This window comes from Streptomyces sp. NPDC059248, assembly GCF_042753905.1.
Lineage (GTDB): Bacteria > Actinomycetota > Actinomycetes > Streptomycetales > Streptomycetaceae > Streptomyces.
The window spans coordinates 75440-100567 of record NZ_JBHYZV010000004.1 but is presented as its reverse complement, the minus strand read 5'-3'; the positions used below and the strand labels follow the sequence as shown (position 1 = coordinate 100567).

Here is a 25128-nt window from a genome sequence, read left to right as displayed (position 1 = left end):
GGGCGACGCGGGCGACGCGACGCGGGCGATATGCCGCCACCACCCGGTAAGGCCCCCGGCCCGTCCCCGACTCAGGGGCGGGCCGGGCGCCCGTCGCCGTACAGCCAGACGTCCCACACCTTGTCCAGGTCCTTCCCCGACAGCTTCTCCGCGTACGCGGTGAAGTCCGCGGTCGAGGCATTGCCGTGCCGGTGGGCGGCGGGCCAGCCGCGCAGCAGCTCGAAGAACACCCGGTCGCCGACCGCCCTTCGCACCTGGTGCAGGACCATCGCGCCCCGCCCGTAGACCGGCGCCTCCGTGAGCTGCTCCGCCGACGGCGGTTCGGCGGGCGGGAAGGCCCAGTTGGCGTCGTCGGCGAAGGCCTCGGCGAAGGAGTCCGCCGCCGGGGTCCCCTCGCGGTCCTCGGCCCACAGCCATTCGGCGTAGGTGGCGAAACCCTCGTTGAGCCAGATGTCCTTCCAGGTCGCCGGAGAGACGGAGTTGCCGTACCACTGGTGGGCCAGTTCGTGGACGACGGTCGGTACGTCGAACATCCCGGCCGGGATCACCGGCCGGTTCTGGGTCTCCAGCGCGTAGGCCGCCACCCCGTCGGGGACGGCGATCACCCCGGCGGTCGAGAAGGGGTACGGGCCGAAGCGTCCGGCCGCCCAGTCGAGGAATTCGGGTACCCGCTTCGCGACGCCCCGGGTGGCCTCGACCACGGCCGCGTCGGCGGCGCCGATGACGGGCAGACCGCCCTCGGTACGGGTCCGAGTGATCTCGTACGGCCCGATCGCGAGGGTCGCCAGATACGAGGCCATCGGCTCGGCCGACCGCCAGACGAAGGTGGTGTCGCCGCGGCCGGTGGTGGACCGGCGGGCGAGGTCGCCGTTGGAGACGGCCGTGACACCCTTCGGCACGGTGATCGCGAGATCGTAGGTCGCCTTGTCGCTCGGATGGTGGTTGCCCGGGAACCAGGCGGCCGACCCGGCGGGTTCGCCGAGCGCGACGGCCCCCGTCGCGGTGCGCAGCCACCCCTCCTTCGAGCCGTCGGCGTCGGTGATCGCGCGCGGCAGGCCGGAGTAGCGGACGACGGTACGGAAGTGGGCCCCGCGCCGGATGTCGGCGCGGGGCCGGATCGTCAGCTCGTCCCCCGTCCGGCGCGCGGCGGCCGGGTCCCCGTCGACGGTCACCTCATCGGTGGTGAGCCGGTGCAGATCGAGGTTGAAGGCGCTCAGGTCCCGGGTCGCGCGGGCGAGGATCTCCGCGGTGCCGCTCAGCCGCCCGGACGCGGGGTCGTAGTCGAGGGTGAGGAGATAGTGCCGTACGTCGTAGCCGCCGTTGCCGAGCCGGGGAAAGAGCGGATCCCGCAGCCCGGCACCCCCGGGCTCACCCCGCACCCCGCCGAGCCCGCCCGTACAGCCGGCACTCCCCGCACCGACCACGAGCCCGCACAGCGCCCCGGCCACCACGCGAAGGTACCGCCGCATCCGGTGCATGCGGGGATCCTAGGCCGTGGACAGCCCCGGGAAACCCGGCGACGGGTTCGGGCGCGGGACCGTCCCGGAAAAGATCACCGCACGGGTCGGGGCCGGTACGCCCGTACCGGCCCCGATCCGTGACGGGTACCTCCGCGGGTCAGCGGCCCAGGGCCGCCGCGCCCGCCTTCGCGAACTCCTCGTCCTGGGCGCCGCTGGGGGCGCCCGCGACGCCGATGCCCGCGATCGGGGCGCCCTTCGCCTGGACCGGGGTGCCGCCGCCGAGGAAGAGGGTGCCGGGGATGTCCTTCAGGTTGGGGGTGCTCTCCAGCCGCTTGACCAGCTCGGACGTCGGGGCGTTCCACGACACGGCGGTGAATGCCTTCTTCTCCGCCGACTCGTAGGACTGCGGGCCCGCGCCGTCGCCGCGCAGGGTGACGATGGTGTTGCCGTTGCGGTCGACCACGGCGACCGTCACCCGCTGGCCGGAGCGCTCGGCGGCGTCCAGCGCGGCCTGCGCGGCCTTGGTGGCGGCGTCGATCGTCAGGTGGGTGGTCTGCTGGAGGTTGCGGTTGTGGGTGTCGGCCTTGACCGCGGCGCGGGACTCGGCGGCCGGGGCGGACGCGTTCGCGGACACCGCGCCGAAGGTCCCGGCGCTGATCGCGGCGGCGGCGACGGTACCGGCGACGACACGGGCACGGATCGACATCTTCTTCATGGTCGTGACTCCTGGCTGCGGTGGGGTTCCTGCGGTTCCCGGGTCGGGTCGACCCGTCTGCCATCGATCCTCCGGGTGGATCCGGGCCCCGGCCGTCGGCGTACCGGATGGTCACCGCGTGCATGATGGAGGACGGCCGGGTCGGCCGATCGGCCGATGCGGGCCGGTCCCGGCCGGGTCACCATGCGAGAAGACCCCAAGGCCCCGGCCGCCCCCGACCACCCCGGGACGTCACCGGGCCCCACCCGGGCCCGGCGGCGTTTCCGGCCGTACGACCGCAGCGCGAGGACGACCAGATATGACGGCCAGACATGAGGCGTGACACCGCGGGCGCCGGCCCGCGCCCCCCGGCCGACCGGGGCGCGCGGCGCGACGACCGGCGGCTCGACGTCCTCATGAACGTCGCGTTCCTCACCCTCCTGTGCGGCGCGCTGCTCCGGTTCGTCCTGAACCACCCCGGCAGCCCCCGCCTCCCCTGGGTGATCGGTCTCGCCGCCGCCCTCGCCGTCCTCCAGCTCGCCGGGCCCCGGCTGACCGCGCGCTTCGCCCCGGTCCGGGCCCGGCGCCGGGCCGAGCTGTGCGGCTTCGGGCTGACCGTCGGCTGCTGGGTGGTGATCGTGCTGCTCGCGCCGAGCTTCGCCTGGTGCGCCGTACCGCTGATCTACACCGGTCTACGGTCCCTGCCCGCGCGGGCCGCGATCGCGCTCGTCGCCGTACTGACCGCCTTCGTCGTCTACGCCGAGTGGCAGCTCAGGCACGGTATGGACCCCAATCTGTTCCTGCTGCCGCCGACCGTCGCGGCGCTGGCGACCGGGGTCTTCCTCCATATGCGCCGCCAGGCCGACCGGCTCCAGGCCCTCGTCGACGATCTGATCAGGACCCGGCGCGAGCTGGCCGCCACCGAACGCCGCGAGGGCACCCTCGCGGAGCGCCAGCGGCTGTCCATGGAGATCCACGACACTCTCGCGCAGAGCCTGTCGAGCCAGCAGATGCTGCTCCAGGCCGCGGAACGGACCTGGGACAGCGATCCGGCGGCGGCCCGGGGCCATATCCGTACCGCCGAGTCCATCGCGGACCGCAGCCTCACCGAGGCCCGCCGCTTCGTGCACGACCTGGCCCCGGCGGATCTGGCGGCGGGCGGCGGCCTGGCGCAGGCCCTGCGGGTACTCGCCGGACGGGAGACGTCCGACGCGCTGCGGGTCCGGCTGCTGATCGACGGCGCCCCGGCCCTCCCGCTGCCGGACCGGGCCCAGTCGGCGCTGCTGCGGATCGCCCAGGGCGCGCTGGCCAACGTCCGCGAGCACGCCGACGCCTCGGTCGCCACGATCACCCTGACGCACCTCGACGACCAGGTCGTCCTCGACGTCGCGGACGACGGCCGCGGCTTCCCGCCGTCCGCCGCCGAAGCGCCGCCCGGTGTGCGGGGCCACGGCATCGCCGCCATGCGGGCCCGGGTCGGGCAGCTCGGCGGCCGTCTCACCATCGAGTCCGCGCCCGGCGAGGGCACGGTCGTCTCCGCCGCGATCCCCCTGGAGCCCCAGTGACCCCTGTTTCCGTGGTACGGATCCTGCTCTGCGACGACCACGCCGTCGTACGGGCCGGACTGCTCGCGCTCCTCGGCAGCGCCCCCGACATCGAGGTCGTCGGCGAGGCGGGCAGCGGCGAGGAGGCCGTCGCGATGGCCGCGAAGCTCCGGCCCGACGTGGTGCTGATGGACCTCCAGCTGGGCGCCGGGATCGACGGGGTGGAGGCGACCCGCAGGATTGCCGGCCCGGACGTGCACGTCCTGGTGCTGACGACGTACGACACGGACGCGGACATCACCCGGGCGATCGAGGCGGGCGCGACGGGCTATCTGCTGAAGGCCGAGCGCCCGGAGGAGCTGTTCACCGCGATCCACTCGGCCGCCCAGGGCCGTACGGCGCTGTCGGCGCCGGTCGCGTCCCGTGTGATGGACCGTATGCGCGGCACGGGCACCCCCACCCTCACCGACCGTGAGACGGACATCCTGGGCCAGCTCGCGCGGGGCCTCGGCAACCGGGACATCGCGCGGGCGCTCTTCATCAGTGAGGCCACGGTGAAGACCCATCTGGGCCGGATCTACGCGAAGCTGGGCGTGGACACGCGCGCGGGCGCGGTGGCGGTGGCGAAGGAACGGCGGCTGCTGGCGTAGCGGGTCAGGACGGCCCCGACCGCGAAAGCGACTTGCCCGTCGCCCGCCTCCTCACACGTTCCGCAACCGCCGGATGGCCGTCTACGCGCTGCGGGCGTGGCCGGTGGAGCGGTGGTCGCCGGGAACGGCCGACGCGCTGCGGGCCGCGCACGCCGAGGAGGTGGTGGACGACCTCCGGGACGAGTTGGCGGGGTTGCTGAGGGCGTGGGCCGCAGGTTTGCCGGATCCGCCCGTACGGGGATCTTGATCAGATGGAACAAATACGCCACAACGTCCCCTCGGGGTCACCCTTCGAGGCCTCGATCGGCTTCTCCCGGGCCGTGCGCAAGGGATCCCATGTCGCGGTCGCCGGAACGGCGCCGATCGGGGACGACGGTACGACGGTCGGGCCCGGAGACGTATACGCGCAGACCGTACGGTGCCTGGACATCGCGGAGGCCGCGCTGGAGGCGGCGGGGTCGTCGCTGGCCGACGTCGTACGGACGCGGATGATGCTGACGGACGTCACGCGCTGGCGGGAGGCGGCGCGGGCGCACGGCGAACGGTTCGGCGAGGTTCGGCCCGCGTGCACGTTCGTGGAGGTGTCGCGGTTCATCGAGCCGGACTGGCTGGTGGAGATCGAGGTGGACGCGGTCCTCGACTGATCCCGAACGGAACCGGGTGCCCGGCCGCGCGGCCGGGCACCCGTCACGGGCCGGGTGTCACCTCACCCCGAGCCGCTCCTTGATCCATGCCGTGCTCTCGGCCTCCGAGGCGTCCGTGACGGTGTAATGGTTCGCCGTCGGATACTCCCGGTACGTCACCGGGGAGCCGGCCTTCCGCAGGGCGTCGGCGTACGCGGCCACCACCGGGGCCTGCACGATCTCGTCCCTGGCGCCCTGCCCGATGAAGAGTGGCCGGTCGAGCCGGACGACGGGGATGTCGACATGGCTCCGTAGGGTGTTCATCAGCCCGGGTACGGTCTCGGGCCGCTGCTTCCATACGTTGTCGTCGTTCAGGCCGGCCCGTTTGACCTCGTCGAGGAGGTCGAGGGCGCACTTCTCGCGGGCCGTCGGAACGAGCGCACGGGCCCGCTCGGCGAACAGGCCGCTGAAGTCGGATCGCGGGCCGATCACCCGCAAACCCTCCGTGACCAGCGGATACAGGGCCGTCCGCATGGCGCGTTCCTCCGTGGCGGAGTCCGAACGGTCGGCCACGAGCCGGGACATGGTCGTCGGCGGCGCGGTGGCGACGGCGCCCCGGAAATCGAGACCGGGCGCGTAGCGGGTGGCGTACACGGCGGTGCTGATCGCCGCGTGACCACCCTGGGACTGGCCCATGACGACCCAGGTCCCCGATGTGCCGGCCCCCGACTGACGGGCGGCGCGCACGATGTCGATCGAGCCGTACGCGGCGCTGCGGGCGTGCAGATAGGGGTGCGGCCCGGGGGTTCCGAGCCCTTCGTAGTCGGTGGCCACGACGGCGACCCCGCTGTCGAGCCAGCTGCGGACCTCGGGGTAGGAGGCGAAGTCCTGGGTCTCGGTCCGGCTCGGGGCGCAGACGTCGGCGTTGCCCACGGTCCCATGGGCGAGGGAGATCACCGGCCAGCCGCCCTTCGGGGGCTTCCCGGCCGGGGCGAACACCATCCCGGTGACGAGGACGCGGCCCCCGTCCGCACCGGTCGAGGTGTACGTGACGACTTGCCCGGGTCCACCGTGCGGCCGGGCGGCGGCGGGCAGATCCACCGCCTTCACCAGCCGCCCGCTGCCGGGCGCGGCCCGTACGGGCGTGTCGTCGCTCTTGACCGCGACCGGCTTCTTCGGGGTCGCGGGTTCGGCGTCCGTGAAGCCGGTGAGGGTCGTACCGAGCGCGGCAACGGCGAGCACTCCGCCACCGACGACGGCGGCGCGGCGCGGCCGAATCGGTCGTGCTGAGGTCACAGGGTTCCCTTCGCGAGTTGCGGAAGTCGCCCCCGGCGCGGCCGTGCACCGCCGCGCCGGAGTCGTGATCGTCACGCGACGTACCGCACGGTAACCCCGTCCCGGCACCGGTCGGCAGGCCCCGGAAGACCGATCAGCCGTCGTCCCCGATGACCACGAGCGCGCCGCTTCTCGTCCTCGGGGCGCACAACCGGACGGGGCGGATTCGCATCGCGCAAGAGAGTCAATCGGGACAGTCCGCCGAACCCCCGCTCCGGCACCGACCCCGTACGGCGGGCCGCGGCCGCGCGGCGTGGTGGCGGCGCGCGGTCAGAGGTCGTATCCACTGTCCGCCAGGCCGGACTCGTACGCGAAGACGACCAGTTGGGCTCGGTCACGGGCCCGGAGTTTGGTCATGGCGCGGTTGATGTGGGTCTTCGCGGTGAGCGGGCTGATCACCATCCGGTCGGCGATCTCGCCGTTGGACAGGCCCCGCGCGACCAGGGCGACGGCCTCGCGTTCCCGGGTGGTCAGTTCCGCCGGCCCCGAGGCGGGACGGCCGGGCAGGGGCCGGGCGACATACCGGTCGATCAGCTTGCGGGTGATCGAGGGCGCCAGCAGGGCGTCGCCCCGGGCCGCGACACGTACGGCGTGCAGGAAGTCCTCCGGGACGATGTCCTTGACCAAGAATCCCGCGGCGCCCGCGCGCAGCGCGTCGAAGACGTACTCGTCGAGGCCGTGGTTGGTCAGGATGACGACGCGCACCCCGGACAGCGCCGGATCGGCGGCTATCCGGCGGGTCGCCTCGATACCGTCGACGCCCGGCATCCGGATGTCCACGAGCGCGACATCCGGCAGCAGCTCCCGGGCGAGCCGCAGCCCCTCGGCGCCGTCGGCCGCCTCGGCCACCACCTCGATGTCCTCCTCCAGTTCGAGGAGGGCGCGGAATCCGCTCCGGATCAGCGGCTGGTCGTCGACGAGCAGGACCCGGATCACGGCGCTCCGTCCAGGGAGAGTTCGGCCCGGACGGTGAAGCCGCCCCCGCTCCGCGGCCCCGCGCTCAGCCGGCCGCCGAGGGCGTTGACGCGCTCGCGCATGCCGAGGAGCCCGAGGCCGGGGACCGGTGCCGTGCCGTGCGCGGCCTTGCCGTCGTCGTCGACACGTACCGCCAGGGAATCCGGACGGCAGTCGATCCGGACCGTCGCCGTGTCGGCGTCCGCGTGCCGGACGATGTTGGTGAGGGACTCCTGGACGATGCGATAGACGGTCCCGCCGACCGCGGCCGGTACGTCGTGCCACCGTCCCTCGATCGTCAGTGTCGTGCCCAGACCGGCGTCCCGGGCGCGTTCCACCAACTCCGCCACCTGGCCGAGCCCGCGCGGCGGCCCGCTGTCGTCCTCCCGCAACGCCTCCAGGGTCGCGCGCAGCTCCCGGGTCGCCTCCCGCGCCGCGTCCAGGATCGCCAGCAGGGGCGGCGACACTTCCTCGCCCCGCCTGCGGGCCGTGTGCACGGCGACCTCCGCCTGTACCTTGACGACCGAGATCTGGTGCGTGAGCGAGTCGTGCAACTCGCGCGCGATGTGCAGGCGTTCCTCGTCGGCGCGGCGCCGCGCGGTCTCCTCCCGGGTGCGTTCGGCCTCGTCCGCCCGCCGCTCGGCCTGCCGCAGCGCCTCCCCCGCCGCGCCCGCCGCGATCAGCCAGGCGATCTCCAGGGCGCCGCGGGCCCGCGCGAAGGCCTCGCCCGTGGCGTAAGGGCCCGACACCAGGGCCGCGAGGGGCAGCAGCCCCAGTACGGCGACGCTCACCATCACCGCGACGGTACGATGCCCGGCCCGTACCGCCGCGTACACGGCGAACAGATAGGCGACGGCGGGCACGTCGAGCCCGGCCGCCTGGTATCCCACGGCGCACACCCCGGTGACGGCCAGAACGGCGACCGGAGCCCGGCTCCGCGCCGCCAGCGCAAGACCGCCGACGGCGAGCAGCCCGAACCCGAGCACGGCCCGCGCCGTCCCGGGCACCTGCTGCGCCGCGCCGGTGACCAGCAGCGCCGCCGCCACGACGAGGGCGACGACCCCGTCCCCGTACCGGCTCCACAGTCCGGACAGCCCCGTCTCCATGCGCGCACCCTAACGACCCGCCGTCCCGGGCGAGTCCCTCCGGGGGAGGGGCGCCGGACTACCACGGGCGCGGTAGTCCGGCGTCTTCTACGCCGTCCGCGGCAGCCCGAAGTGTCCACGCTCGCCGGACGACCACGGCCGGTACGGGCGGACATGCTCGGGCCGTCCTCCCGTCACCGGAACAAAGGAGCCCGCCGCATGCGCCCTCGTCATCTGCTCACCACCGTCACGGTGACCCTGCCCGGCATCGTCGCGACGGCCGCCCCGGCGGTGGCGATCGCCTCCGCATCGCCGACCGCCGCCGACGCCACCGGCTTCGGCGCCGGACGCGCCGGCGCGACCACGGGCGCGCTCCTGGGCCTGGTGGCCGTGATCGTCGCCTGGCTGGCCCTGACCCGCCCCACCGGCCGCCTCGGCACCGGCCGCGGCCCATGGGGGGCCGGTACGGCACTGGCTGCGGGCCTTACCGGCACCGCACTCGGCGCCCTGGTCGCCCTCACCGCCGACGGCGGCCTCGGCACCGGCAACGGGCTGGGCGGGGCGTATGTCGCCGTGCTGCTGGGGGTGATCGGCGCGGCTCTGGGGGGAAGGGCGCTGGCGCGCGCTCGCCGTACCCGCTGACCGGAGAGAGCCGATCCGGGCGAAGGGACTGCTTCCCCGGTGGGGTTGTCAGTACGGGGTGCGAGGATCCCGGCAACGGCGCGGGAGGAGATCACCATGGGCACCTGGGGAACCGGCCCCTTCGACAACGACACGGCCGCGGACTTCTCCTACGTCCTGGACGACGCCGCGCCCGAGGCGCGCGAAGCCCTGATCCGGGGTGTCCTCGTCCGGACGATCGACGCCGTCGGCTACCTCGCGGAGGCGGAAGAGGCGGTGGGCGCCGCCGCGCTGATCGCGGCGCAGTGCCCCGGAGGCGAACCGGTCGACACGCCCTGCGGACCGAAGTCCGCGATGCCCTTATTTCCCGACGACCTTCGAGCACTCGCGGACGAAGCCATCGCCCGCATCGCCGACCACGAAGACGGGCCGGCCGCCAATTGGGTCAGGCCGGAGGACTACAGGCAATGGCGGGCGATGCTCCGCCGTCTGCGCGCGGTGCTCGTACCGCCGCCTCCTACCATCGCGCTCTTCGGCATCGAGCCATGACGGCGCACCGGGCCAGGGGCGGAGATCAGCCCTCGGAGTCCCCCGTCGAGTGCCGGGCGAGGAACCGCTCGGCGGCCGCGACCGCCTCTCGGGTCAGTTCCTCGTAGGGGGTGTCCCAGGGATCATTCGTCCAGTCGGCCAGGCTGACCGCACAACTGACCAGTTCGCGCAGCTGCTCGGGGTGGCCCAGTCCATCGGCGATCTCCCCATGGATGAGATCGGTACCCAGGGCGGGATCCAACGATCCGTCGACGATCCCACGGGCCATCCAGACGGCCATCGCCCATTTCGCGGCCCGGGGGTCGGCGGGCGGTTGGAAGAGCAGCCCCAGCTCCTCCAACACCTGCTCGAAGAGCGGCGGCGCTTCGGGCTCTTCCTTCCGGAGGAGGCCGGCCAGTGCGACGAGGGACGGACTCTCGATCCCGGCGAGCAGTGCGTCCAGCCCGGCCGCGATGAGCCGGTCGGAACCGACATGGCAGCCGACCATCCGCAGGTGCGCGAGATGGTTGAGCTGTCGCAGGGCGTCGTCACGGTTCATCGGGGCCTTCTCCGTCGGCTTCCGGTAGCAGAAGGCTCGCACGGCCGCCGACGTCGCCGCCATCGGGTTTTCCGGCGGGGTCACATCTCCGGGAACCCGTCGGTCGTCGTCGCCGGATCCGTCACCCCGGGCACGGGACGCGGGCGTAACCTCGGGCACATGGCTGTGGAGCACCTCGGGGAGCGGCTCGCCCGCCTTCGCCGTATCGCCGGTCTCACGCAGGAAAGTCTGGCGGAACGCGCCGATGTCTCCGTCGATGTCATCAGAAAGCTGGAGCAACGACGGAAGCACAGCGCGCGGTTGCCGACTCTTCATGCCCTGGCGCACGGTCTGGGCGTGGAGTTGACGAGTCAGCTCGGTGATCCACCAGGAGTGCCGTCGACCGGAGAGGCGGATCCGCCTCAGCTGGTCGCGGTCCGCCGGGCCGTCATGCCCCCGCTGTTCTCCGTTCCTCAGGAGCCGAGCGGCGCCGATGCGCTCTCCCTTCCCCTCCTCCGCCGGGAGATCGCCGCCGGATGGACCCTGTACCACGACGCGGAGTTCGGCCGTCTGCTGGACGCGCTGCCGGGCATCATCACCGACGCCCGGTTCACGGCATCCGCTGGGCAGCGCCGAAAGCAGGTCCCAGGGGCAGGCGGCACTCGGAAAGGCCCTCCAGCTCGCGGGACATCTCGCGATCCGGCTCGGAAAGACCGATCTGGCGCTCTCATCGCTCGAACGGGCCATGAGCGCCGCGCGGGAATCCGGGGATCCGTTGCTGGCCCCGATGGTCAGCAATTCGATCGCCTGGAACTACCAGCGGCAGAACCGCCTGGCCGATGCCGAAGATCTGGCGATCTACGCGGCTGATGACGTGGAGCGGTCCCGGGTCGGTACGGCCGAGGGTGTTCGGGTGTGGGGCGGACTTCTGATGTCCGCCGCTACCAGTGCGGCCAGACGTGGGGACTACGACACCGCGAACGGGATGATGCTCGACGCCGAGAACGCCACCAGACGGCTCGCCGCACTCCCCGCCCCCGGCGACGGGAGGATGGTGTCCGTCTTCAGCCGGTCCTCGGTACGTATCGAGCGGGTTCGCCTCGCCGTGCAGCACGCGCGGCCCACCGAGGCACTGGCGCTCGCCAAGGGAATGCGCCTCAGCGCCGACACCCCACCGTCGTGGCGGACCTGGCTCCTCCTCGACATCGCCCGGGCCCATGCCGACCTCGGCAACCCCGAGGGGTCCGTCGCGACGTTGGAGAGACTGCACAGGATCGCCCCCGCCTGGATGCGGCATCACACCCTGGCCGTCATGATCGTCAACGATCTCCAGGCGGGACCGAAGCGTCCCACGGGCCTGCGGCGGATCGCCGGGTTCCTCGGGCTCACCGAGTAGTTCGTGCCTCTTGTCCACGGAGGCGAGGTGAGTCGCCTGCGGCGCGGCTCGTAAGGTGGAGGCATGTGGACCCAGCTCATCCAGGCTCTGTGATCACGAGGCATTGAGGGCGATGCCGTAGGGGCGTCGCCCTCCTCGGTGTGCCTGTTACGTGATCCACTACGCCTCCTTCCGGGTTCTTCCGGCCCTTCCGAGACGGCGGTTTCCGAGCCCGCGTGCAGGCACGGTTCCTTTCCTTCACCGTTGCCAGGAGTGCCTTGTGCCCGTGTTGCTTCCCCCTGCCCTCGCACACTTCCTCGACGCGCTGCGCTGCCCCGTGTGCCGCGCCCGCCTCCGGCCCGAACGCCACGCGCTGCGCTGTCCGGCGGGCCACACCTTCGACATCGCCCGTCGCGGCTACGCCGGACTGCTGACGGGCAGCCGTGCCATCAGCGGTGACGACGCGGCCATGGTGCGGGCCCGGAACCGGTTCCTGTCCACCGGGACGTACGCCCCGGTCCTCCGCGCCCTGACACGACTGACCGCGGACGCCCTGCCCGGCCGGGGCGACGGCAGCACGGTCATGGACATCGGCTGCGGCACCGGCTACTACCTGGCCGGTGTCCTCGATCAACTGCCCGGCGCCCGTGGCCTGGGGCTGGACACCTCCGTACCCGCCCTGCGTTCGGCGGCCCGCGCCCATCCCCGAGCGGCGGCGGCGAGCTGGGACGTCTTCCGCCCCTTTCCCCTGGCCGACCGGTCGGCCGATGTCGTGCTGGACGTGTTCGCCCCGCGCAACCCGCCCGAGTTCCACCGGGTGCTCCGCCCGGCGGGCCGGTTGATCGTGGTGCGTCCCGTCGCGCGGCATCTGGCCGAGCTGCGCGACCGGATACCCGCCATGGTCACCGTCGACCCGAACAAGGAACAGCGCCTCCACCAGGCACTGGACCCCTACTTCGCGGCCATCGACACCCGGCAGGTCGAGTACACCGCGCCGCTGACCGGTCAGGAAGCCGTCGACCTGGTGGGAATGACACCGAGCGCGCGCCATCTGCTGTCCCGCGCGGACCCGAGCGGTCACGGCCCCCTGCCCGACCGGGTCACCGTCTCCGTACTGGCGACCTCCTACCGGCCCCGGTGACCAAAGCCGGCAGCCACGCCCGCTGACCGAAGCGCCATGGGCGAGACCGATGCCCCGCCTTCCCGCCGACTCGGGGAAGGCGGGGCGCTCCTCATATCAACAGGTCCACATTCCATGCCCGAGGAAGGGGGCCTCCGCAGAAGACACAGAAGAAGTCGTCCTCGCGCACGATGTTGTGCTCCCGGCAGCCGGGGCAGCGCCGGAACACCACCTCGTGAGTGAACCGGCAGCGGTGTCCGAGGGCCGCACGGCCCAGGGCACGGGCGACCGCGGGCCAGGAGCTGACATCAGGGCGGTAGCCGGTCGAGTGATTGCTGACATGGTTGACCGTCCATCGGCCCGCCTCGTGGACGAAGCCCATCTCACCGGCGCTCAGGACGGGCTCGCCGCCCGCACAAGCCACATGCTCACTGCGTCGCGGAGCGAGCCTCAGCACACCGTCCGTGCCGACGACGAATGTGAACGGCTCGGCCAGTTCCGCCGCGGACCGCTCCGCGGCCCATCGGTCGAAGTCGTCGGACGAACCGATCCGTACACCCGCGCCCTCCGGCCGGACCATCGCCTTCAGTTCGTCCGGACCCACGTACCGATAGCTCCGTCCGTGCTCGTCCATAGGACACAACCTACGGTTCCCTCTGCCTGCCCGGCGTGCAGTCCGTCATCGCCATCGGCCGTGCATCGCGGTCGCTCGCGGGTCGCTCATTCGTTTGACTACTGTGACGACCCACAGGCTCGGGGACGGATGGGTGTGTGAGCGACCAGGTGGGGGGCGTGCGGGACGAGGCCGCTCCGGGTGGGGCGATCGGGAGTCGGCTGGCCGTGTGGCGCGGGCGGCGCGGCCTGGGCCCGGGGGAACTCGGGGAGCTGTCCGGGGTGTCGGCCTCGCGGATCGGCCGGTGGGAACGCGGCGAGGACTGGGTCGACCGGCGCGGCCAGTTGGCGGCGCTCGCCGGGGTCCTGGGTGTCGGCGTCGGGGAGTTGACCGGGCAGCCCTATCCACCGGTGGGCGACGCGCATATCGCCGTACGGGCCGCCGCCTTTCAGCTCCGGCGGCAGTTCGCCGAGGCGCGGACCCCGCCGCCACCGGGGACGGGACCCGGCCATCCGATGCGTATGGCGTCGGACGCGGAGGCCGCCGGGGACGAGCAGGTCCTGGCCGGAGTGCTGCCGGGCCTGATCGCGACGGCGGAAGGCGGGTCGCGGGCGTTGGCGGACGCCCTGGCCGCCGGGCTGTTGAGGCGTCTGGGGTACGGGGACTTGGCGTGGCTGTATCTGCACCGCGCCCGTGCGGGCGGCGGTGCGGAACGGGTCGTACTGCTGGAGGAGATACGGCTGCTCACCGACCTGGGTCTGCCGGAACACGCCGTGGCCCGCGCGGAACGGGGTATGGGGACCATCGGCGACCCCGAGTCGCTCGCGCTGCTCGCCTTCGCCCGCGCGGCGGCCGGGCGCCGCCGGGATGCCGAAGAGGCGCTGACCACGGCCGCCCGGCGCGCGGACGACGAGCGGGCCGTCGCCATCGTGACGGCCACCCGGGCCGCCGTCGCCGTGGAGTGCGGCGCCCCCGACGAGGCCGTCGAGCACGCCCGCGCGACCGATCCGGCGGCGCTTTCGCCCGCCGCGCGGACCCGGCTGCTGACGGTGACCGCGACGGCCGCCGCACGGCTGGGGGACGTCCCACGGGCAATCGGCGATCTCCTCGAAGCCGAAGCCACAGCGCCGTTGAGGCTACGACTCGACCCATGGGTACGAGAGTTGATCACGGCCTTGGCGCACCGCGCCAAGCATGCGTCACCCCGGTTCGGAGACCTCCTGGGCCTCGCCGAGCGGACCGGTCTCCGCCCGGACGGCCGGCTCACCTGAAGCGGCGGAACGGCGCCCGCCGCCGCCCTACCCTGGGTCCAACTGCACCGGACGAGGGCAGATGTCGATGAGCGGACAGCCCGGGGAGCACATCGGACAGCGACTGCGGTCGGCTCGCCGCCGACGCGGCCTGTCACTGCGCGCGCTCGCCGAACTCTGCGGCCTGTCACCGGGCTTCCTCTCGATGGTCGAGAACGGCCACCGGCACCTCGACCGCACCGGGCACATCACCGCCCTCGCCGAAGCCCTGCGGATCGCCCCGGCCGAACTGACCGGTCAGCCCTTCGCGCCGATCGGCCCCCGGACCGATACCGCCCACGAGGCCGTTCCTGCGCTCCGGCTGACCCTGATGGGCCTCGTTCCGCCGTCCCCGGGCGAGCCGTGCCCGCCCAGGACGCTCGCCGCCCGGGTGCGGGAGGCCAACCGCCTCTACCACGCGGCCGAGTACGGTCTCCTCGCCGGCGCGCTCCCCGGGCTGCTGACCGATCTCCACGCCACGGCCGACGCGGCCACCGGCGCCGACCGGCCGTCGTCGCTGCGGCTGCTGGCCGCCGCCTACCACCCGGCCTGTGCCCTGCTGCTCAAGAACCTCGGCTACACCGATCTGGCGTTCATCGCCGTCACCCGCGCCGCGGAAGCGATCGCCGAGCTGGACGACCCCTCCCACACCGCGCTCTCCGGCTTCTTCCACGCCCATGTGCTGCTGTCCGCCGGAAGCCCCGACCAGGCCCTGGCCCGGGCGGAGCAAGCCGCCACCGACGTCGAACACGATCTTTCAAGCCCCGGCGCGCACGCCCTGCTCGGCGAGTTGCACCTGATCGCGGCCACCTGCCTCACGCAGGACGTACGGCGCCGGGGCACCGACCGCGCCCGCGAGGTCGGCGAGCACCTGGCCGACGCCGCCGCCCTCGCCGAACGGACCGGGGAGACCAAGGCGTGGCACCTGAACTTCGGCCCCACCAATGTCGGTATCCACCGCGTCAGCCTCAACACGGACCTCGGACTCCACGGCCGTGCCGTTTCCGCCGGGGACGGGGTGGACCCCGGAGTCCTCCGTGCCCCCGGACGGCAGTCCGCCTTCCACGCCGACCTCGGCCGCTCACTCGCCCGCCTCCACGGCCGGGGCTCCGAGGCGGTCGCCGCCCTGCTCGCGGCGGAACGCACCGCGCCGCAACGAGTCCACGCCCACCATCAGGTACGGAGCACGGTCACCGAACTGCTCGACCGCCGCCTGTCGTCCCCTACGGCCCGTGAGTTGCGCGGACTCGCGCACCGGATGGGCGTTCTGTACTGACGACGGACGGTGTCGGCGGGCGGGTTCACCACCGTGAACACCACTCCGTGGTCACCCGCCTACCTTCGGTCACCCGGATCGGGCGGAACCACCACCCGGAGTGAAAGGGCGACCCATGACACCCATGACGACGAATCCACTTGGTTGGAACGGGGTACGTCAGGCCGTGGACGCTTTGGGGTGCTGGCGGTTGAAGGAGTGGCCGGTCGTCGCCCGGCTGGCGGGGGAGGTGGGGCCGCTGGTGCGGGGCGCCCTGGTCTCGTCCGGGGTGTGGGAGTCGCTTCCCGGGCATACGAGGGCGGCCGTCCACTGGTGTGCGGCAGACGCGCGGGAGATCGGCCGGACCTGGCCCGTCGATGTTGATGCGGAGGCGTACGGGCCCGGGATCACGGCCCTGTGCATGGACGCCGCCCACTTCGCCGCCCTCTACGACCCCCGCGGCGCCGGACGGTGGCCCGAGGCCGACCCCGACCGCGCCGAGCACGCACTGCTGGCCGTCGACACGGCCCGCCAGTGGGGCGACCTCCCCGCCTCCTGGCGCGCGGCCGTCCTGCGGGACCTGTACCACCCCGAACGCCCCACCCTCACCGAAACCCTCGCGGCGGCGACCACATACGCCGAAAAGGGAGAACCACCACCCCCGCCGGACTACATCCACCTGCGCACCGTCGACGCACCCGAACTCGCCCACCGCATCCGCCGACTCCCCCACGACTGGCGCCCCGAAGCCTTCCGCCGCATCGCCACCGGAACCGACCCACTGACCGTGGAGACCGAGGCCCGCCGGGCGATCCGTACCGGCGTGTGACCACCGCCCATGACCCGCGACAGCCTCACCCAGCCCCTCCCACCCCCGGCCGACACCCCCTGCGCCGTCTGCGGGCGCGTCTCACCCGCCGCCGTCGAGATCGGCTACCGCGACGGAACCGTCCTGTACGCCTGCCCGCAACACGCGGGAACGGCCGCCCCCGGGCCTCTCCCCCACGAACTCGGCGTCGCCGGGTGACGACGCCCGAGGGGCCGCCGCCGGGGACATGGCGGTGGCCCCTCGCCGGGGGCGGGTGCGGGTCAGGCGAACTGGCCGACCCGGTAGTCCCCCGCCGGGTTCTGGAGGATCACGTTCAGGCGGTTGAAAGCGTTGATCAGCGCGATCGTGCCGACCAGCGCCACCAGCTGCTCCTCGTCGAAGTGCTTGGCCGCGTTCGACCACACCTCGTCCGGCACCCCGCCCGCCGCGTCGGCCAGGCGGGTGCCCTCCTCCGCGAGTTCCAGGGCCGCGCGCTCCGCGTCGGTGAAGACCGTCGCCTCGCGCCAGGCCGCGACCAGGTGGAGGCGGGCCGGGTCCTCACCGGCCGCGGTGGCCTCCTTGGTGTGCATGTCGAGGCAGAAGCCGCAGCCGTTGATCTGGCTGACGCGAATCCTGACCAGCTCCTGGATGGTGACGGACAGAGTCGCCGGAGAGATCGCCTTGCCCGCGGAGACCAGGTGCTTCAGGGTCTTCCCCGCGAGCGGGCTGGCGAAGAGGTTCAGGCGGGCTTCCATGGTGGGCTCCAATGCCGTTGTCGTCGTGCCTACACACACATGACCCGCCGGGGCCGCGAGATGTGACACGGCCCGGTGTGACGTACGTCTCCCCCGTACGGGCGGGCCGGGGGCGGTCCGGTTGAATCCTTCCGCGGGCGGTGCGCCTCTCATGGGCGTACGGACGCACGGGCCGTACGGAACCGGAGGTGGTCCATGACCACGGCAATCGTCATCGGCGCGGCGGCCCTGCTCGTCTGCGCCTGTACCTTCTTCCTCCTGCGGCGGAGGAGCGGGCGTGGCTGACGTCGCCTGGCCCGGTGAGCGGCTGGTCGACGCCGCCCGGGACGGCGACGAGGAGGCCGTCGCCGCCTTGCTGACCGGCTCGCATCCGCACGTACGGCGGTTCGCGCACTCCCTGTGCGCCACGCCGCAGGACGCGGAGGACGCGGCGCAGGAGGCGCTGATCATCCTGTACCGGAAGATCGGGATGCTCAGGGCGTCCGGCGCGCTGGCGTCCTGGATGTTCCGGATCGTACGGAACGAATGTCTGCGGCGGGCCCGGCTGATGGTCCGCGGGCCGGTGCCGGTGCCGGTACCCGACGACGCGCCCGTCCCGTCGTTCGAGGACGACGTCCTGCGGCGGCTGGAGGCGGAGCTGGTGGCCCGCGCGATCGCGGCGCTCCCCGCCGACCAGCGGCGGGTGCTGATCATGCGGGACGTCCAGGGGTACAGCGGCCGGATGACCGCCGACGCCCTCGGGCTGAGCACCGCCGCGATGAAGTCCCGGCTGCACCGGGCCAGGGCCGCCGTACGGCAGGAGCTGGCGTGGGCGGAGGACGGCACGCTCCGGGGCGGTGATGTCGATGGGTGACGGGTCCGGGTCCGGGTCCGGAGACTTCTCCAGTCGTACGGTGCCCCGCCATCTGGTTCGCGGCGCCGCCGGGTTCGGCGCCCTGGCGGGGTCGGTACTGCTGCTGCCGGTGGTGGGGCTGTGGAGTCTGCTGCTGGCCCCGCCGGGCCTGCTGGCGCTCCGCGGCTGCCCGCTGTGCTGGACCGTCGGCCTTGTACAGACCCTGTCCCGGGGGAGGCTGCGGCGCCGCTGCGGGGACGACGGCCGGTGCGAACTGACCGTCGCGGAGAAGATGACCTAGGCCGGATGCGCGCGGCGGCAAGGGCCCTGCGGGTCGCCGCACGTCACCGGCGGACGCCCCCCGTCCCGGCCCCCGTTCATCGCGCACCCCGGCCGCGGGGCGTGGCGCGGGCCCGGGTCGGGACGCTCTGACGCGACATGGTGATGTCCCCGTTCCTGGTGCGGGCTTTCTGCGACCATGGGTCCAGGATCGCGGAGTGCCGGGGTGCTGCGGCAGGTGCAACGGTGCTGCCGGTGAATCGGCAGCGGCAACGGCAGCGGCGGCGGCGCGGACGGCAGCGAGGGCGGGGGCGACGGCGACACCATGACCGAACTCAAGCCGATCGACGACGATCTGGCGCCGGAGGTCGCGGCGCTGGCGGCCGCGTTGCGCGACCTCTTCGCCGATCTGGGCGTCTCGGTCCGCCGGTACGCGGTCCGTCGCTCCTACGACTCCGGGACCGTCTCCCGCTACCTCGGCGGAGGTCGCGTCCCGCCGTGGGAGTTCGTGCTCCATCTGCTGCACGACGTCGCCGAGCGGCGGGGCACCGTACCGACGCAGGAGACCTCCGATCTGCTGAGGAATCTGCACACCTCGGCGCTGGAGTGCGGCCGGAGCCCCGCCCACCGGGCGCAGTTGCTGGAGCGGAAGCTGGCCGACGCGGACCGGGAGGCCCAGCGCGCGGCCACCCGGGAACGGTGGCTTGAGGACAACCTCCACGACCGTGAGCAGCGGCTCCGCGATCTCCAGATGCGTCATCGCGAGCTCCAGGCGACTTCCGTTCCCCCGCCGAAGGACCCGCTGGACGACGAACCGCCGGGAACGGTGTCGGACGAGTCGATCCGGCTGCGCGGGGAGATCCACGCACTGGAGGAGGAGCTGGCACGGGTACGGGCGCTCCACCGGCGGGCGGAGGAGCGCTGCGACCAGTTGGAGCGCCGGCTCGCCGAGGTCGAGGAGGCCGCGGGTGACGAGCAGGGGGCGGTGCCGACCCGGCTGCCGGATGTGGTGCCGGCCCGAGGGCCCGTCGAAGGCGTCGTTCACGAGGGCGGTGCGGCCAACTCCCGTGTGGTGGGCGGCAACGCGATCTACAACTCCGGCAACTTGACCATGTTCACCGACACCTGGCAGGTCGACGAGGAGTTCGTCTTCTCGATGAGCGTCCGCGTCACCTGCGACGGCAAGCACCTCGGCAACGGACTGCTCGTCGACGCCACGACCGTGGTGACGGTGAGCTATGTGCTCCAGCAGATCACGGACGGCGACGGCCCCCCGGTCGTACAACTGGCGACCGGGGAGCGGGTGTCGGCCACGGCGATCGAGGTGTCCGCCGAGACCTCGGACGAGTCGCTGTACCAGGGCGGCCCGCCCCTCGCGGTACTGCGGCTCGACACGCCCGTGACCGTCGCGGACGGCCCGATGGTGCTCGACAGCCGGTTCACACCCGGTCGGCAGCTCCTGGTCAGCGCCTATGCCGCCAACGGCCGGTTCTCGTGCCTCCTCGACATCACCGGCCGTACGGGAGACCGGCTGCGGGTCGCCGGGGACATCGTCAACGGCCTCGGCGGCGCCCCCGCCTTCACCAGCGCGGGCGCGCTCGCGGGGATCGTGGTGGCGCGCTGGGCGGAGGGGCGCGGCGGGTTCCTGCTGCCGGTGGCGGCGCTGGGCGCGCTGGAGTCGGTCACCCTCCGCGAACGCGAATAGGGCACAGAGGCGGGCCCTACGTCCGGGGAGCCCGCCAGACCGTCATATCCGCCGTCACGAACGCCGTTCCCCGGCTCGCCCCCGCGGTCGACTTCGTCTGGAGCACGAGCAGCCCGATGTCCCCCGACGCGTGCTTGACGCAGATCTCGCTCCCGGCCGCCGCCCCGGCCAGGGGGAGGCTCTTGCTGTCGGCCTTGGCGAGGAAGAGCCGGCACATGTCGACATCCGTCCCCGGTTCTCCGTACATCATGACGAAGACGCTGCTGTCGCTCTCCAGGGAGCAGCCCGCGGAACGGCAGTCGAGCCGGATGTCCCCGCTGCGGTCCTCGCGTCTGACCGGTTCCTCGAAACTCACCGACGTCTTGAGGTCCAGCCATTGCTGGGGGTACGGGACGGGCCGCTGGTCCGTCGCGCCGGTGGCCGAGCCCCGGGGCGGCAGCCCGGTCGCCGCCGCGTCGCGGGCCGTGTCACCGGCTTCGTCGCCGGCCTCGGCACGCTCGGAGCCGGTGCCCTTGGTGCTGCCGGTGCTGCCGGTGCTTTTCACGGATGCGCCCTGCTCCTCGGCGCCCTCGGCCGTCGGCGAGGAAGCCGCCGCGCTGTTCCGGTCCCGTACCCGGTCCGCCGTTTCGACGACGGTCCATACCAGGCCCGTCAGCAGCAACGCGCCCGATGCCACCGCCCCGGCCGTGAAGAGTGCCGTACGGCGCCGACGCGCTTTCCGTGCGGCCGGGTCGGGCGCCGGGGGCGGGGGCGGGGGCGGGCCGCCCAACGGCAACGTACGGACCGCCGTCGCCTCCGGAACAGGAGGGGGAACGGGGGCCGGGACGGCGACCTCGGGGCCGGTCACCTCCTGCCACACCGCCGGACCCGCGCCCGCGTCGGCCTCGGCTCCCAGCAGCTCGCGGCAGGCGGCGACGATCTCCGCCGGGGTGGCCCGGTCCGCGGGTTCGGCGGCCAGACAGCGGGCGATCAGCGGCCGCAGCTCGGCGGGCAGCCGGGACAGATCGGGCGCGGAGTGCACGATCCGGTACAGCACGCCGACCGAGTTCCCGTCCCCGTACAGCGTCTCGCCGAGCGCCGCGAAAGCCGCCGTCTGGCCGAGCGCGAAGATGTCGCTGGCCGCGGTGACATCGCCCGCGGACGCCTGCTCGGGGGCCATGAACGACGGTGTGCCCACGGTCGTGCCGGTGGCGGTGAAGAGCGTCGCGCCGGACGCCAACGAGATACCGAAGTCGATGACCCGGGGGCCGTCGGCGGCCAGCAGCACGTTCGACGGCTTCAGATCCCGGTGGACGATCCCCTCCGCGTGGATGGCCCGCAACGCCTCGGCGACCCCCGCCATCAGCCACAGCACCGCCCGCACGGGCAGCGGCCCGCGCCGCCGGACGGCCTCCGTGAGGGACGGGCCCGGTACGTAGAGCGTGGCCAGCCACGGCGGTGTGCCGTCCGCGTCGGCGTCGATCAGTTCGGCGGTGTACGCGCCCCTGACCCGTCGCGCGGCCCTGATCTCCCGCCGGAACCGCAGTCGGAAGTCGGGATCGTCGGCCAGCTCGGGCCGTACCACCTTGATGGCCACCGGCCGTCCGCCGTCGGTGTGCGACAGATAGACCCGGCCCATGCCGCCCGCGCCCAGCCGGGCGGCGATCCGGTATCCGGCCACCAGGCGCGGATCGTCCGGCTGCAAGGGCTGGAAGGGCTGGAAGGGCTGGAAGGGCTGGAACGATTCAGTCGCAGGTGTCATCGGCCTTCGTTCCCCCCAGGTGGCTGCCCCTTCACCCTATCCGCCGCCTCCACCCCGCTGACCTGCGCGGCCCCCGGGCCCGGGGCAGCCCGGAGGGATGCCGTCGGTGGGGGTGGGTCGGTCATGACACCATCGGCGGGTGCTCGACATCGGCTATTCGCTCTCCCGGCGCTTCCCGGATCCCCCGCAGACGGACTACCGCCGCGCGGAGGTGACAACCCTGCGCCACGACCTGTTCTGCGGCGATGTCTATCTCGCCGACACCGAGGCCGACCGGGAGCTGTCCACAGCCTGGGGATGGGTGCCGGTGCTGGACTTCGCCTGGGCGCTCTGCGACATCGTCGAGCGGCTCGACCGGGATCCGATGGGCAGCCGGGCCGCCCGGCCCCAGCGCGCCGAGCTGGACTTCACGGAGTCGAGCGACCGGCTCCTGTTCGAGCGGCGGTTCGGCTGGGTGGACGTCGCGGCGGACTGGCAGCCGCTGGAGGAGGCTCCCCTCTCCTTCCCGCACGCCGATCTCCGGCGCGAGGCGCGGGACTTCCTCCACGATGTGATCGCGGACCTCTGCGATATGCACGAGACGCTCGCCGACAACCCGGTGGTCTGGGACCTCCAGGCCCGTTTCCCCCGTACCCCGCCGACCGCCTGACGCGCCTCCGATGCTCCCGGGGGCCCCGGATGTCACAAACGGGGGGCCGCCGTTCGTCATCCCTTCGACAGACCGGTGACGCCCGCTCCACGCGCGTCACCGCGGCGACCGGGAAGGACGGACAGCAGTCATGACCTCCAGCGCATCGGGCCGTACCCACGGACGGACGCCCGACCCCGACCCCGAGAGCGAGAGCGACCGGGCGACCGGCCGGCCGCGGGCCCACCCGGCCCGCGACGCAGGCCCGGCCCGCGACTCCGGCCGGGACCGCGTCAGCGTCATCGGCGGCGGTATAGCCGGGCTCACCGCGGCGATCTCCGTCGCCGAGGCCGGGGTGCCGGTCACTCTCTACGAGGCCCGCGCCGCGCTCGGCGGGCGCGGCCGGACCGCCGAAGGCCCGTACCGGACCAGTGAGGGCCCGCATGTCTTCTACAGCGGCCCGATGTGGTCCTGGCTGGGGCGGCGGGACCTGATCGGCCCCACCGGCCGGGTCCCGATCGGCGACGCGCTCCGGATCCGGTTCCGCCACCGGGGCGGCCTGCGGTCGCTGCCGCCGCGCGGGCTGCTGCGGCTGGCCCGGATCGCCGTCGACCAGGCGCCGGTGGACGAGTCCTACCGGGACTGGGCGACCCGGCAGGTGGGCGCCGAAGGGGCCGAGGCGACGGCCAACTTCATGGCGGTCGGCCTCTTCCACCACGACCCGGGATCGCTCTCCGCCGCGTTCGTACACGAGCGGTTCCGCCGGACGGCGTCCCTGCCGCCGGGGGTCCGCTATCCGGCGGGCGGCTGGGGACAGGTCATGGAACGGATGGCGGCCCGCGCCCATGACCTGGGGGTACGGGTGGAGACCTCGGCCCGGGTCGACGAACTGCCCGCCGACCGGGGCCCGGTCATCGTCGCCACGTCCCTGGCGGCGGCGCGGGGGCTGCTGGGCGACGAGTCCCCGCGGTGGACCGGTGGACGTACGGTCCTGGTGGATCTGGCGGTACGCCGCGCCCGCAAGGATCCCTTCGTCGTCTCCGACCTCGACAGGACCGGCTGGATCGAGCGGTTCTCGGCCGTCTCGCCGCTGCTCTCGCCGCGCGGCGAATCGCTGTTCCAGGCACAGTTCCCGGTCCCGCCGGACGCGGGCAAGGCCGACGGGGTCGCCCACGCGGAGGAGCTGCTCGACGCGGCGGTGCCCGGCTGGCGGGAGCGGGAGACCTGGCGTCGGACGGCCCTCGCGCACGACCGGACCGGCGCGCTCGACCCGCCGGGGACGACCTGGCGGGACCGCCCGGCGATCGACCGGGGCGACGGGGTGTTCCTGGCGGGCGACCAGGTCGCGGCGCCCGGCCTGCTGGGGGAGGTCGCCTTCTCCAGCGGGCTGACCGCCTCGTCGCTGGCCCTGCGGGCGCTGGGCGCGTCGCACGGGCCGGGGGCGTCGCGGACCGCGCGGCACCCGGCCACCGGGACGGACCTTGACCTCAAGGTTGCTTGAGGTCGCACAGTGGTGAGCGGTCGGGGTCGTACCGCCGCCGCCGTACGGCCCCGGCCGCACCGCCCCACCGGCCCGCCACCGCGTCAGACACCCAGCACTGAGCACCGAGCACCGAGGGGACCACCTATGCGCGCCATCCGACTCCACGCCTTCGGGCCCGCCGAGAACCTGATGTACGAGGAGGTCCCGGACCCGGTCCCGGGCCCCGGGCAGGTCCGGATCGCGGTCTCGGCGGCCGGGGTCCACCTCATCGACACGGCCCTGCGCGAAGGCGAACAGGGCCCCTACCCCGAACCGGTCCCGCTGCCGACGATCCCGGGCCGCGAGGTAGCGGGCACGGTCGAGGCCATCGGCGAGGGCACCGACGCCGAGTGGCTCGGCCGCCGGGTCGTGGTCCATATCGGGATGAACCCGGGTGGCTACGCGGAGCGGGTCGTCACCGAAGCCGACCGGCTCCGGGTCGTACCGGACACCCTCGGCGACGCGGAGGCCGTCGCCATGATCGGTACGGGACGTACCGCGATGGGCATCCTCCAGTTCGCGGACCTCGGTCCGGACTCCATCGCCATCGTCTCGGCCGCGGCGGGCGGTATCGGGATCCTCGCCGTCCAGTACGCCAAGAACGCCGGGGCCACCGTCATCGGCCTCGCCGGCGGCCCCGCCAAGATCACCCGCGTCCTCGCCAACGGCGCCGACATCGCCGTCGACTACACCGATCCGACCTGGCCGGACGAGGTACTCGGCTATCTCGGCGACCGCCGCGCCACCGTCTACCTCGACGCGGTCGGCGGCACCGTGGCGCGCGCGGCGGTCGAACTGCTCGGCAAGGGCGGCCGGCACCTGGTCTACGGCCGGGTGGGCGAGAACGGGCAGGACGGCGAACCCTTCCTCCCCTCCGAGGAGGAGCAGGCCGAACGGGGCGTGGAGACCCTCATGGTCCTCGGCCCGGTGATGCTGGAGCCCGTCGGCGGCGATATCCGGCGGCTGGAGGACCGCGCCCTCGACCAGGCCGCCACGGGACGGCTCGCGCCCGCGGTGCACCGCTTCCCGCTGGCCGAAGCGGCACGGGCACACCGGGCGCTGGAGACCCGGGCGACGATCGGCAAGGTCGTCCTCGTGCCATGACCACGCGGGGGAACCGGTACGGGGAGCGGGGTGGCCGTCACGGGGTTACGGCCACCCCGCTCCCACACCC

General features: G+C 73.4%; 26 protein-coding genes and 1 pseudogene. 18 read left to right on the top strand and 9 right to left on the bottom strand.

Annotation, left to right across the window (positions count from 1 at the left end):
• Positions 1 to 71: 71 nt before the first annotated feature.
• On the bottom strand, positions 72 to 1478 hold the full coding sequence (locus tag ACFXG1_RS03210) for a M1 family metallopeptidase (RefSeq protein ID WP_384740551.1): 1407 nt from the start codon (positions 1476 to 1478) through the stop codon (positions 72 to 74).
• A 139-nt stretch (positions 1479 to 1617) separates the two neighbouring features.
• The gene (locus tag ACFXG1_RS03205; protein ID WP_384740548.1) at positions 1618 to 2175 is read right to left on the bottom strand and encodes a heme-binding protein; all 558 of its coding nucleotides are present in this window, start codon (positions 2173 to 2175) and stop codon (positions 1618 to 1620) included.
• Between the two features lie 311 nt (positions 2176 to 2486).
• On the opposite strand from ACFXG1_RS03205, the gene ACFXG1_RS03200 reads away from it, so the two are divergent.
• The 4 genes from ACFXG1_RS03200 to ACFXG1_RS03185 all read left to right on the top strand — a co-directional run bounded on the left by ACFXG1_RS03200 (position 2487) and on the right by ACFXG1_RS03185 (position 4992).
• Positions 2487 to 3719: a sensor histidine kinase gene (locus ACFXG1_RS03200; protein WP_384740545.1), complete on the top strand. Its 1233-nt coding sequence runs from the start codon at positions 2487 to 2489 to the stop codon at positions 3717 to 3719.
• Entirely contained in the window at positions 3716 to 4348 is a 633-nt protein-coding gene (locus ACFXG1_RS03195; RefSeq protein WP_384713039.1) for a response regulator, read from the top strand. Before ACFXG1_RS03200 ends, ACFXG1_RS03195 begins: the two co-directional genes overlap by 4 nt.
• 73 nt (positions 4349 to 4421) lie before the next feature.
• Complete coding sequence (locus tag ACFXG1_RS03190; RefSeq protein WP_384713042.1) at positions 4422 to 4595, top strand: hypothetical protein; 174 nt, start codon at positions 4422 to 4424, stop codon at positions 4593 to 4595.
• Positions 4596 to 4599: 4 nt separating this feature from the next.
• The gene (locus ACFXG1_RS03185; RefSeq protein WP_384713045.1) at positions 4600 to 4992 is read left to right on the top strand and encodes a RidA family protein; all 393 of its coding nucleotides are present in this window, start codon (positions 4600 to 4602) and stop codon (positions 4990 to 4992) included.
• Positions 4993 to 5049: 57 nt separating this feature from the next.
• On the opposite strand, the gene ACFXG1_RS03180 is transcribed toward ACFXG1_RS03185, so the two are convergent.
• The 3 genes from ACFXG1_RS03180 to ACFXG1_RS03170 all read right to left on the bottom strand — a co-directional run bounded on the left by ACFXG1_RS03180 (position 5050) and on the right by ACFXG1_RS03170 (position 8366).
• Positions 5050 to 6267, bottom strand: a complete 1218-nt coding sequence (locus ACFXG1_RS03180) for a lipase family protein (RefSeq protein ID WP_384713048.1) — start codon at positions 6265 to 6267, stop codon at positions 5050 to 5052.
• Between the two features lie 309 nt (positions 6268 to 6576).
• Positions 6577 to 7242: a response regulator gene (locus tag ACFXG1_RS03175; RefSeq protein ID WP_384713051.1), complete on the bottom strand. Its 666-nt coding sequence runs from the start codon at positions 7240 to 7242 to the stop codon at positions 6577 to 6579.
• The gene (locus ACFXG1_RS03170) at positions 7239 to 8366 is read right to left on the bottom strand and encodes a sensor histidine kinase (protein WP_384740539.1); all 1128 of its coding nucleotides are present in this window, start codon (positions 8364 to 8366) and stop codon (positions 7239 to 7241) included. Before ACFXG1_RS03170 ends, ACFXG1_RS03175 begins: the two co-directional genes overlap by 4 nt.
• A gap of 198 nt (positions 8367 to 8564) precedes the next feature.
• Between ACFXG1_RS03170 and ACFXG1_RS03165 the strand changes: the two genes are divergently transcribed.
• Positions 8565 to 8987 carry a DUF6223 family protein gene (locus tag ACFXG1_RS03165; protein ID WP_384740536.1) on the top strand — a complete coding sequence of 141 codons (423 nt, stop codon included), beginning with the start codon at positions 8565 to 8567 and terminating at the stop codon, positions 8985 to 8987.
• A 96-nt stretch (positions 8988 to 9083) separates the two neighbouring features.
• On the top strand, positions 9084 to 9515 hold the full coding sequence (locus tag ACFXG1_RS03160; RefSeq protein ID WP_384713060.1) for a DUF4259 domain-containing protein: 432 nt from the start codon (positions 9084 to 9086) through the stop codon (positions 9513 to 9515).
• 25 nt (positions 9516 to 9540) lie between these two features.
• On the opposite strand, the gene ACFXG1_RS03155 is transcribed toward ACFXG1_RS03160, so the two are convergent.
• Positions 9541 to 10332, bottom strand: a complete 792-nt coding sequence (locus tag ACFXG1_RS03155) for a hypothetical protein (protein WP_384713063.1) — start codon at positions 10330 to 10332, stop codon at positions 9541 to 9543.
• Here ACFXG1_RS03155 and ACFXG1_RS03150 point away from each other — a divergent pair.
• Positions 10213 to 11428: pseudogene (locus ACFXG1_RS03150) on the top strand (helix-turn-helix domain-containing protein). The gene ACFXG1_RS03155 and the pseudogene ACFXG1_RS03150 overlap by 120 nt on opposite strands.
• Positions 11429 to 11687: 259 nt before the next feature.
• Positions 11688 to 12548 carry a putative RNA methyltransferase gene (locus ACFXG1_RS03145; protein WP_384713066.1) on the top strand — a complete coding sequence of 287 codons (861 nt, stop codon included), beginning with the start codon at positions 11688 to 11690 and terminating at the stop codon, positions 12546 to 12548.
• Between the two features lie 91 nt (positions 12549 to 12639).
• Here ACFXG1_RS03145 and ACFXG1_RS03140 read toward each other — a convergent pair whose 3' ends face one another.
• Positions 12640 to 13161, bottom strand: a complete 522-nt coding sequence (locus ACFXG1_RS03140) for a hypothetical protein (RefSeq protein WP_384713069.1) — start codon at positions 13159 to 13161, stop codon at positions 12640 to 12642.
• A gap of 137 nt (positions 13162 to 13298) precedes the next feature.
• Here ACFXG1_RS03140 and ACFXG1_RS03135 point away from each other — a divergent pair, with 137 nt between their 5' ends.
• The 4 genes from ACFXG1_RS03135 (at position 13299) to ACFXG1_RS03120 (ending at position 16711) form a co-directional block, all read left to right on the top strand.
• Complete coding sequence (locus ACFXG1_RS03135) at positions 13299 to 14411, top strand: helix-turn-helix domain-containing protein (protein WP_384740532.1); 1113 nt, start codon at positions 13299 to 13301, stop codon at positions 14409 to 14411.
• 67 nt (positions 14412 to 14478) lie between these two features.
• Entirely contained in the window at positions 14479 to 15705 is a 1227-nt protein-coding gene (locus ACFXG1_RS03130; protein WP_384721894.1) for a helix-turn-helix domain-containing protein, read from the top strand.
• 166 nt (positions 15706 to 15871) lie between these two features.
• Positions 15872 to 16513, top strand: coding sequence for a hypothetical protein (locus ACFXG1_RS03125; protein ID WP_384740528.1), 642 nt, complete (start codon positions 15872 to 15874; stop codon positions 16511 to 16513).
• A gap of 9 nt (positions 16514 to 16522) precedes the next feature.
• Complete coding sequence (locus tag ACFXG1_RS03120) at positions 16523 to 16711, top strand: hypothetical protein (protein ID WP_384740525.1); 189 nt, start codon at positions 16523 to 16525, stop codon at positions 16709 to 16711.
• 62 nt (positions 16712 to 16773) lie between these two features.
• Here ACFXG1_RS03120 and ACFXG1_RS03115 read toward each other — a convergent pair whose 3' ends face one another.
• On the bottom strand, positions 16774 to 17247 hold the full coding sequence (locus ACFXG1_RS03115) for a carboxymuconolactone decarboxylase family protein (RefSeq protein WP_384718134.1): 474 nt from the start codon (positions 17245 to 17247) through the stop codon (positions 16774 to 16776).
• A gap of 277 nt (positions 17248 to 17524) precedes the next feature.
• Here ACFXG1_RS03115 and ACFXG1_RS03110 point away from each other — a divergent pair, with 277 nt between their 5' ends.
• The 3 genes from ACFXG1_RS03110 to ACFXG1_RS03100 all read left to right on the top strand — a co-directional run bounded on the left by ACFXG1_RS03110 (position 17525) and on the right by ACFXG1_RS03100 (position 20063).
• Positions 17525 to 18100 (top strand): RNA polymerase sigma factor, encoded by a 576-nt coding sequence (locus ACFXG1_RS03110; RefSeq protein WP_384718136.1) that lies wholly within the window; start codon positions 17525 to 17527, stop codon positions 18098 to 18100.
• Positions 18101 to 18140: 40 nt separating this feature from the next.
• Positions 18141 to 18380, top strand: a complete 240-nt coding sequence (locus tag ACFXG1_RS03105; protein WP_384718138.1) for a hypothetical protein — start codon at positions 18141 to 18143, stop codon at positions 18378 to 18380.
• Positions 18381 to 18683: 303 nt separating this feature from the next.
• Positions 18684 to 20063, top strand: a complete 1380-nt coding sequence (locus ACFXG1_RS03100) for a hypothetical protein (protein ID WP_384718140.1) — start codon at positions 18684 to 18686, stop codon at positions 20061 to 20063.
• 16 nt (positions 20064 to 20079) lie between these two features.
• Here ACFXG1_RS03100 and ACFXG1_RS03095 read toward each other — a convergent pair whose 3' ends face one another.
• The gene (locus ACFXG1_RS03095) at positions 20080 to 21804 is read right to left on the bottom strand and encodes a serine/threonine-protein kinase (protein WP_384718142.1); all 1725 of its coding nucleotides are present in this window, start codon (positions 21802 to 21804) and stop codon (positions 20080 to 20082) included.
• Positions 21805 to 21943: 139 nt separating this feature from the next.
• On the opposite strand from ACFXG1_RS03095, the gene ACFXG1_RS03090 reads away from it, so the two are divergent.
• From ACFXG1_RS03090 to ACFXG1_RS03080, 3 genes are all read left to right on the top strand, one after another.
• A complete protein-coding gene (locus tag ACFXG1_RS03090) occupies positions 21944 to 22453 on the top strand; it encodes a hypothetical protein (protein WP_384718144.1) in 510 nt (169 codons plus the stop codon).
• A 130-nt stretch (positions 22454 to 22583) separates the two neighbouring features.
• A complete protein-coding gene (locus ACFXG1_RS03085) occupies positions 22584 to 23933 on the top strand; it encodes an FAD-dependent oxidoreductase (RefSeq protein WP_384740519.1) in 1350 nt (449 codons plus the stop codon).
• A gap of 126 nt (positions 23934 to 24059) precedes the next feature.
• Positions 24060 to 25058, top strand: coding sequence for a zinc-binding dehydrogenase (locus tag ACFXG1_RS03080; RefSeq protein ID WP_384722332.1), 999 nt, complete (start codon positions 24060 to 24062; stop codon positions 25056 to 25058).
• The last annotated feature ends 70 nt before the right edge of the window (positions 25059 to 25128 follow it).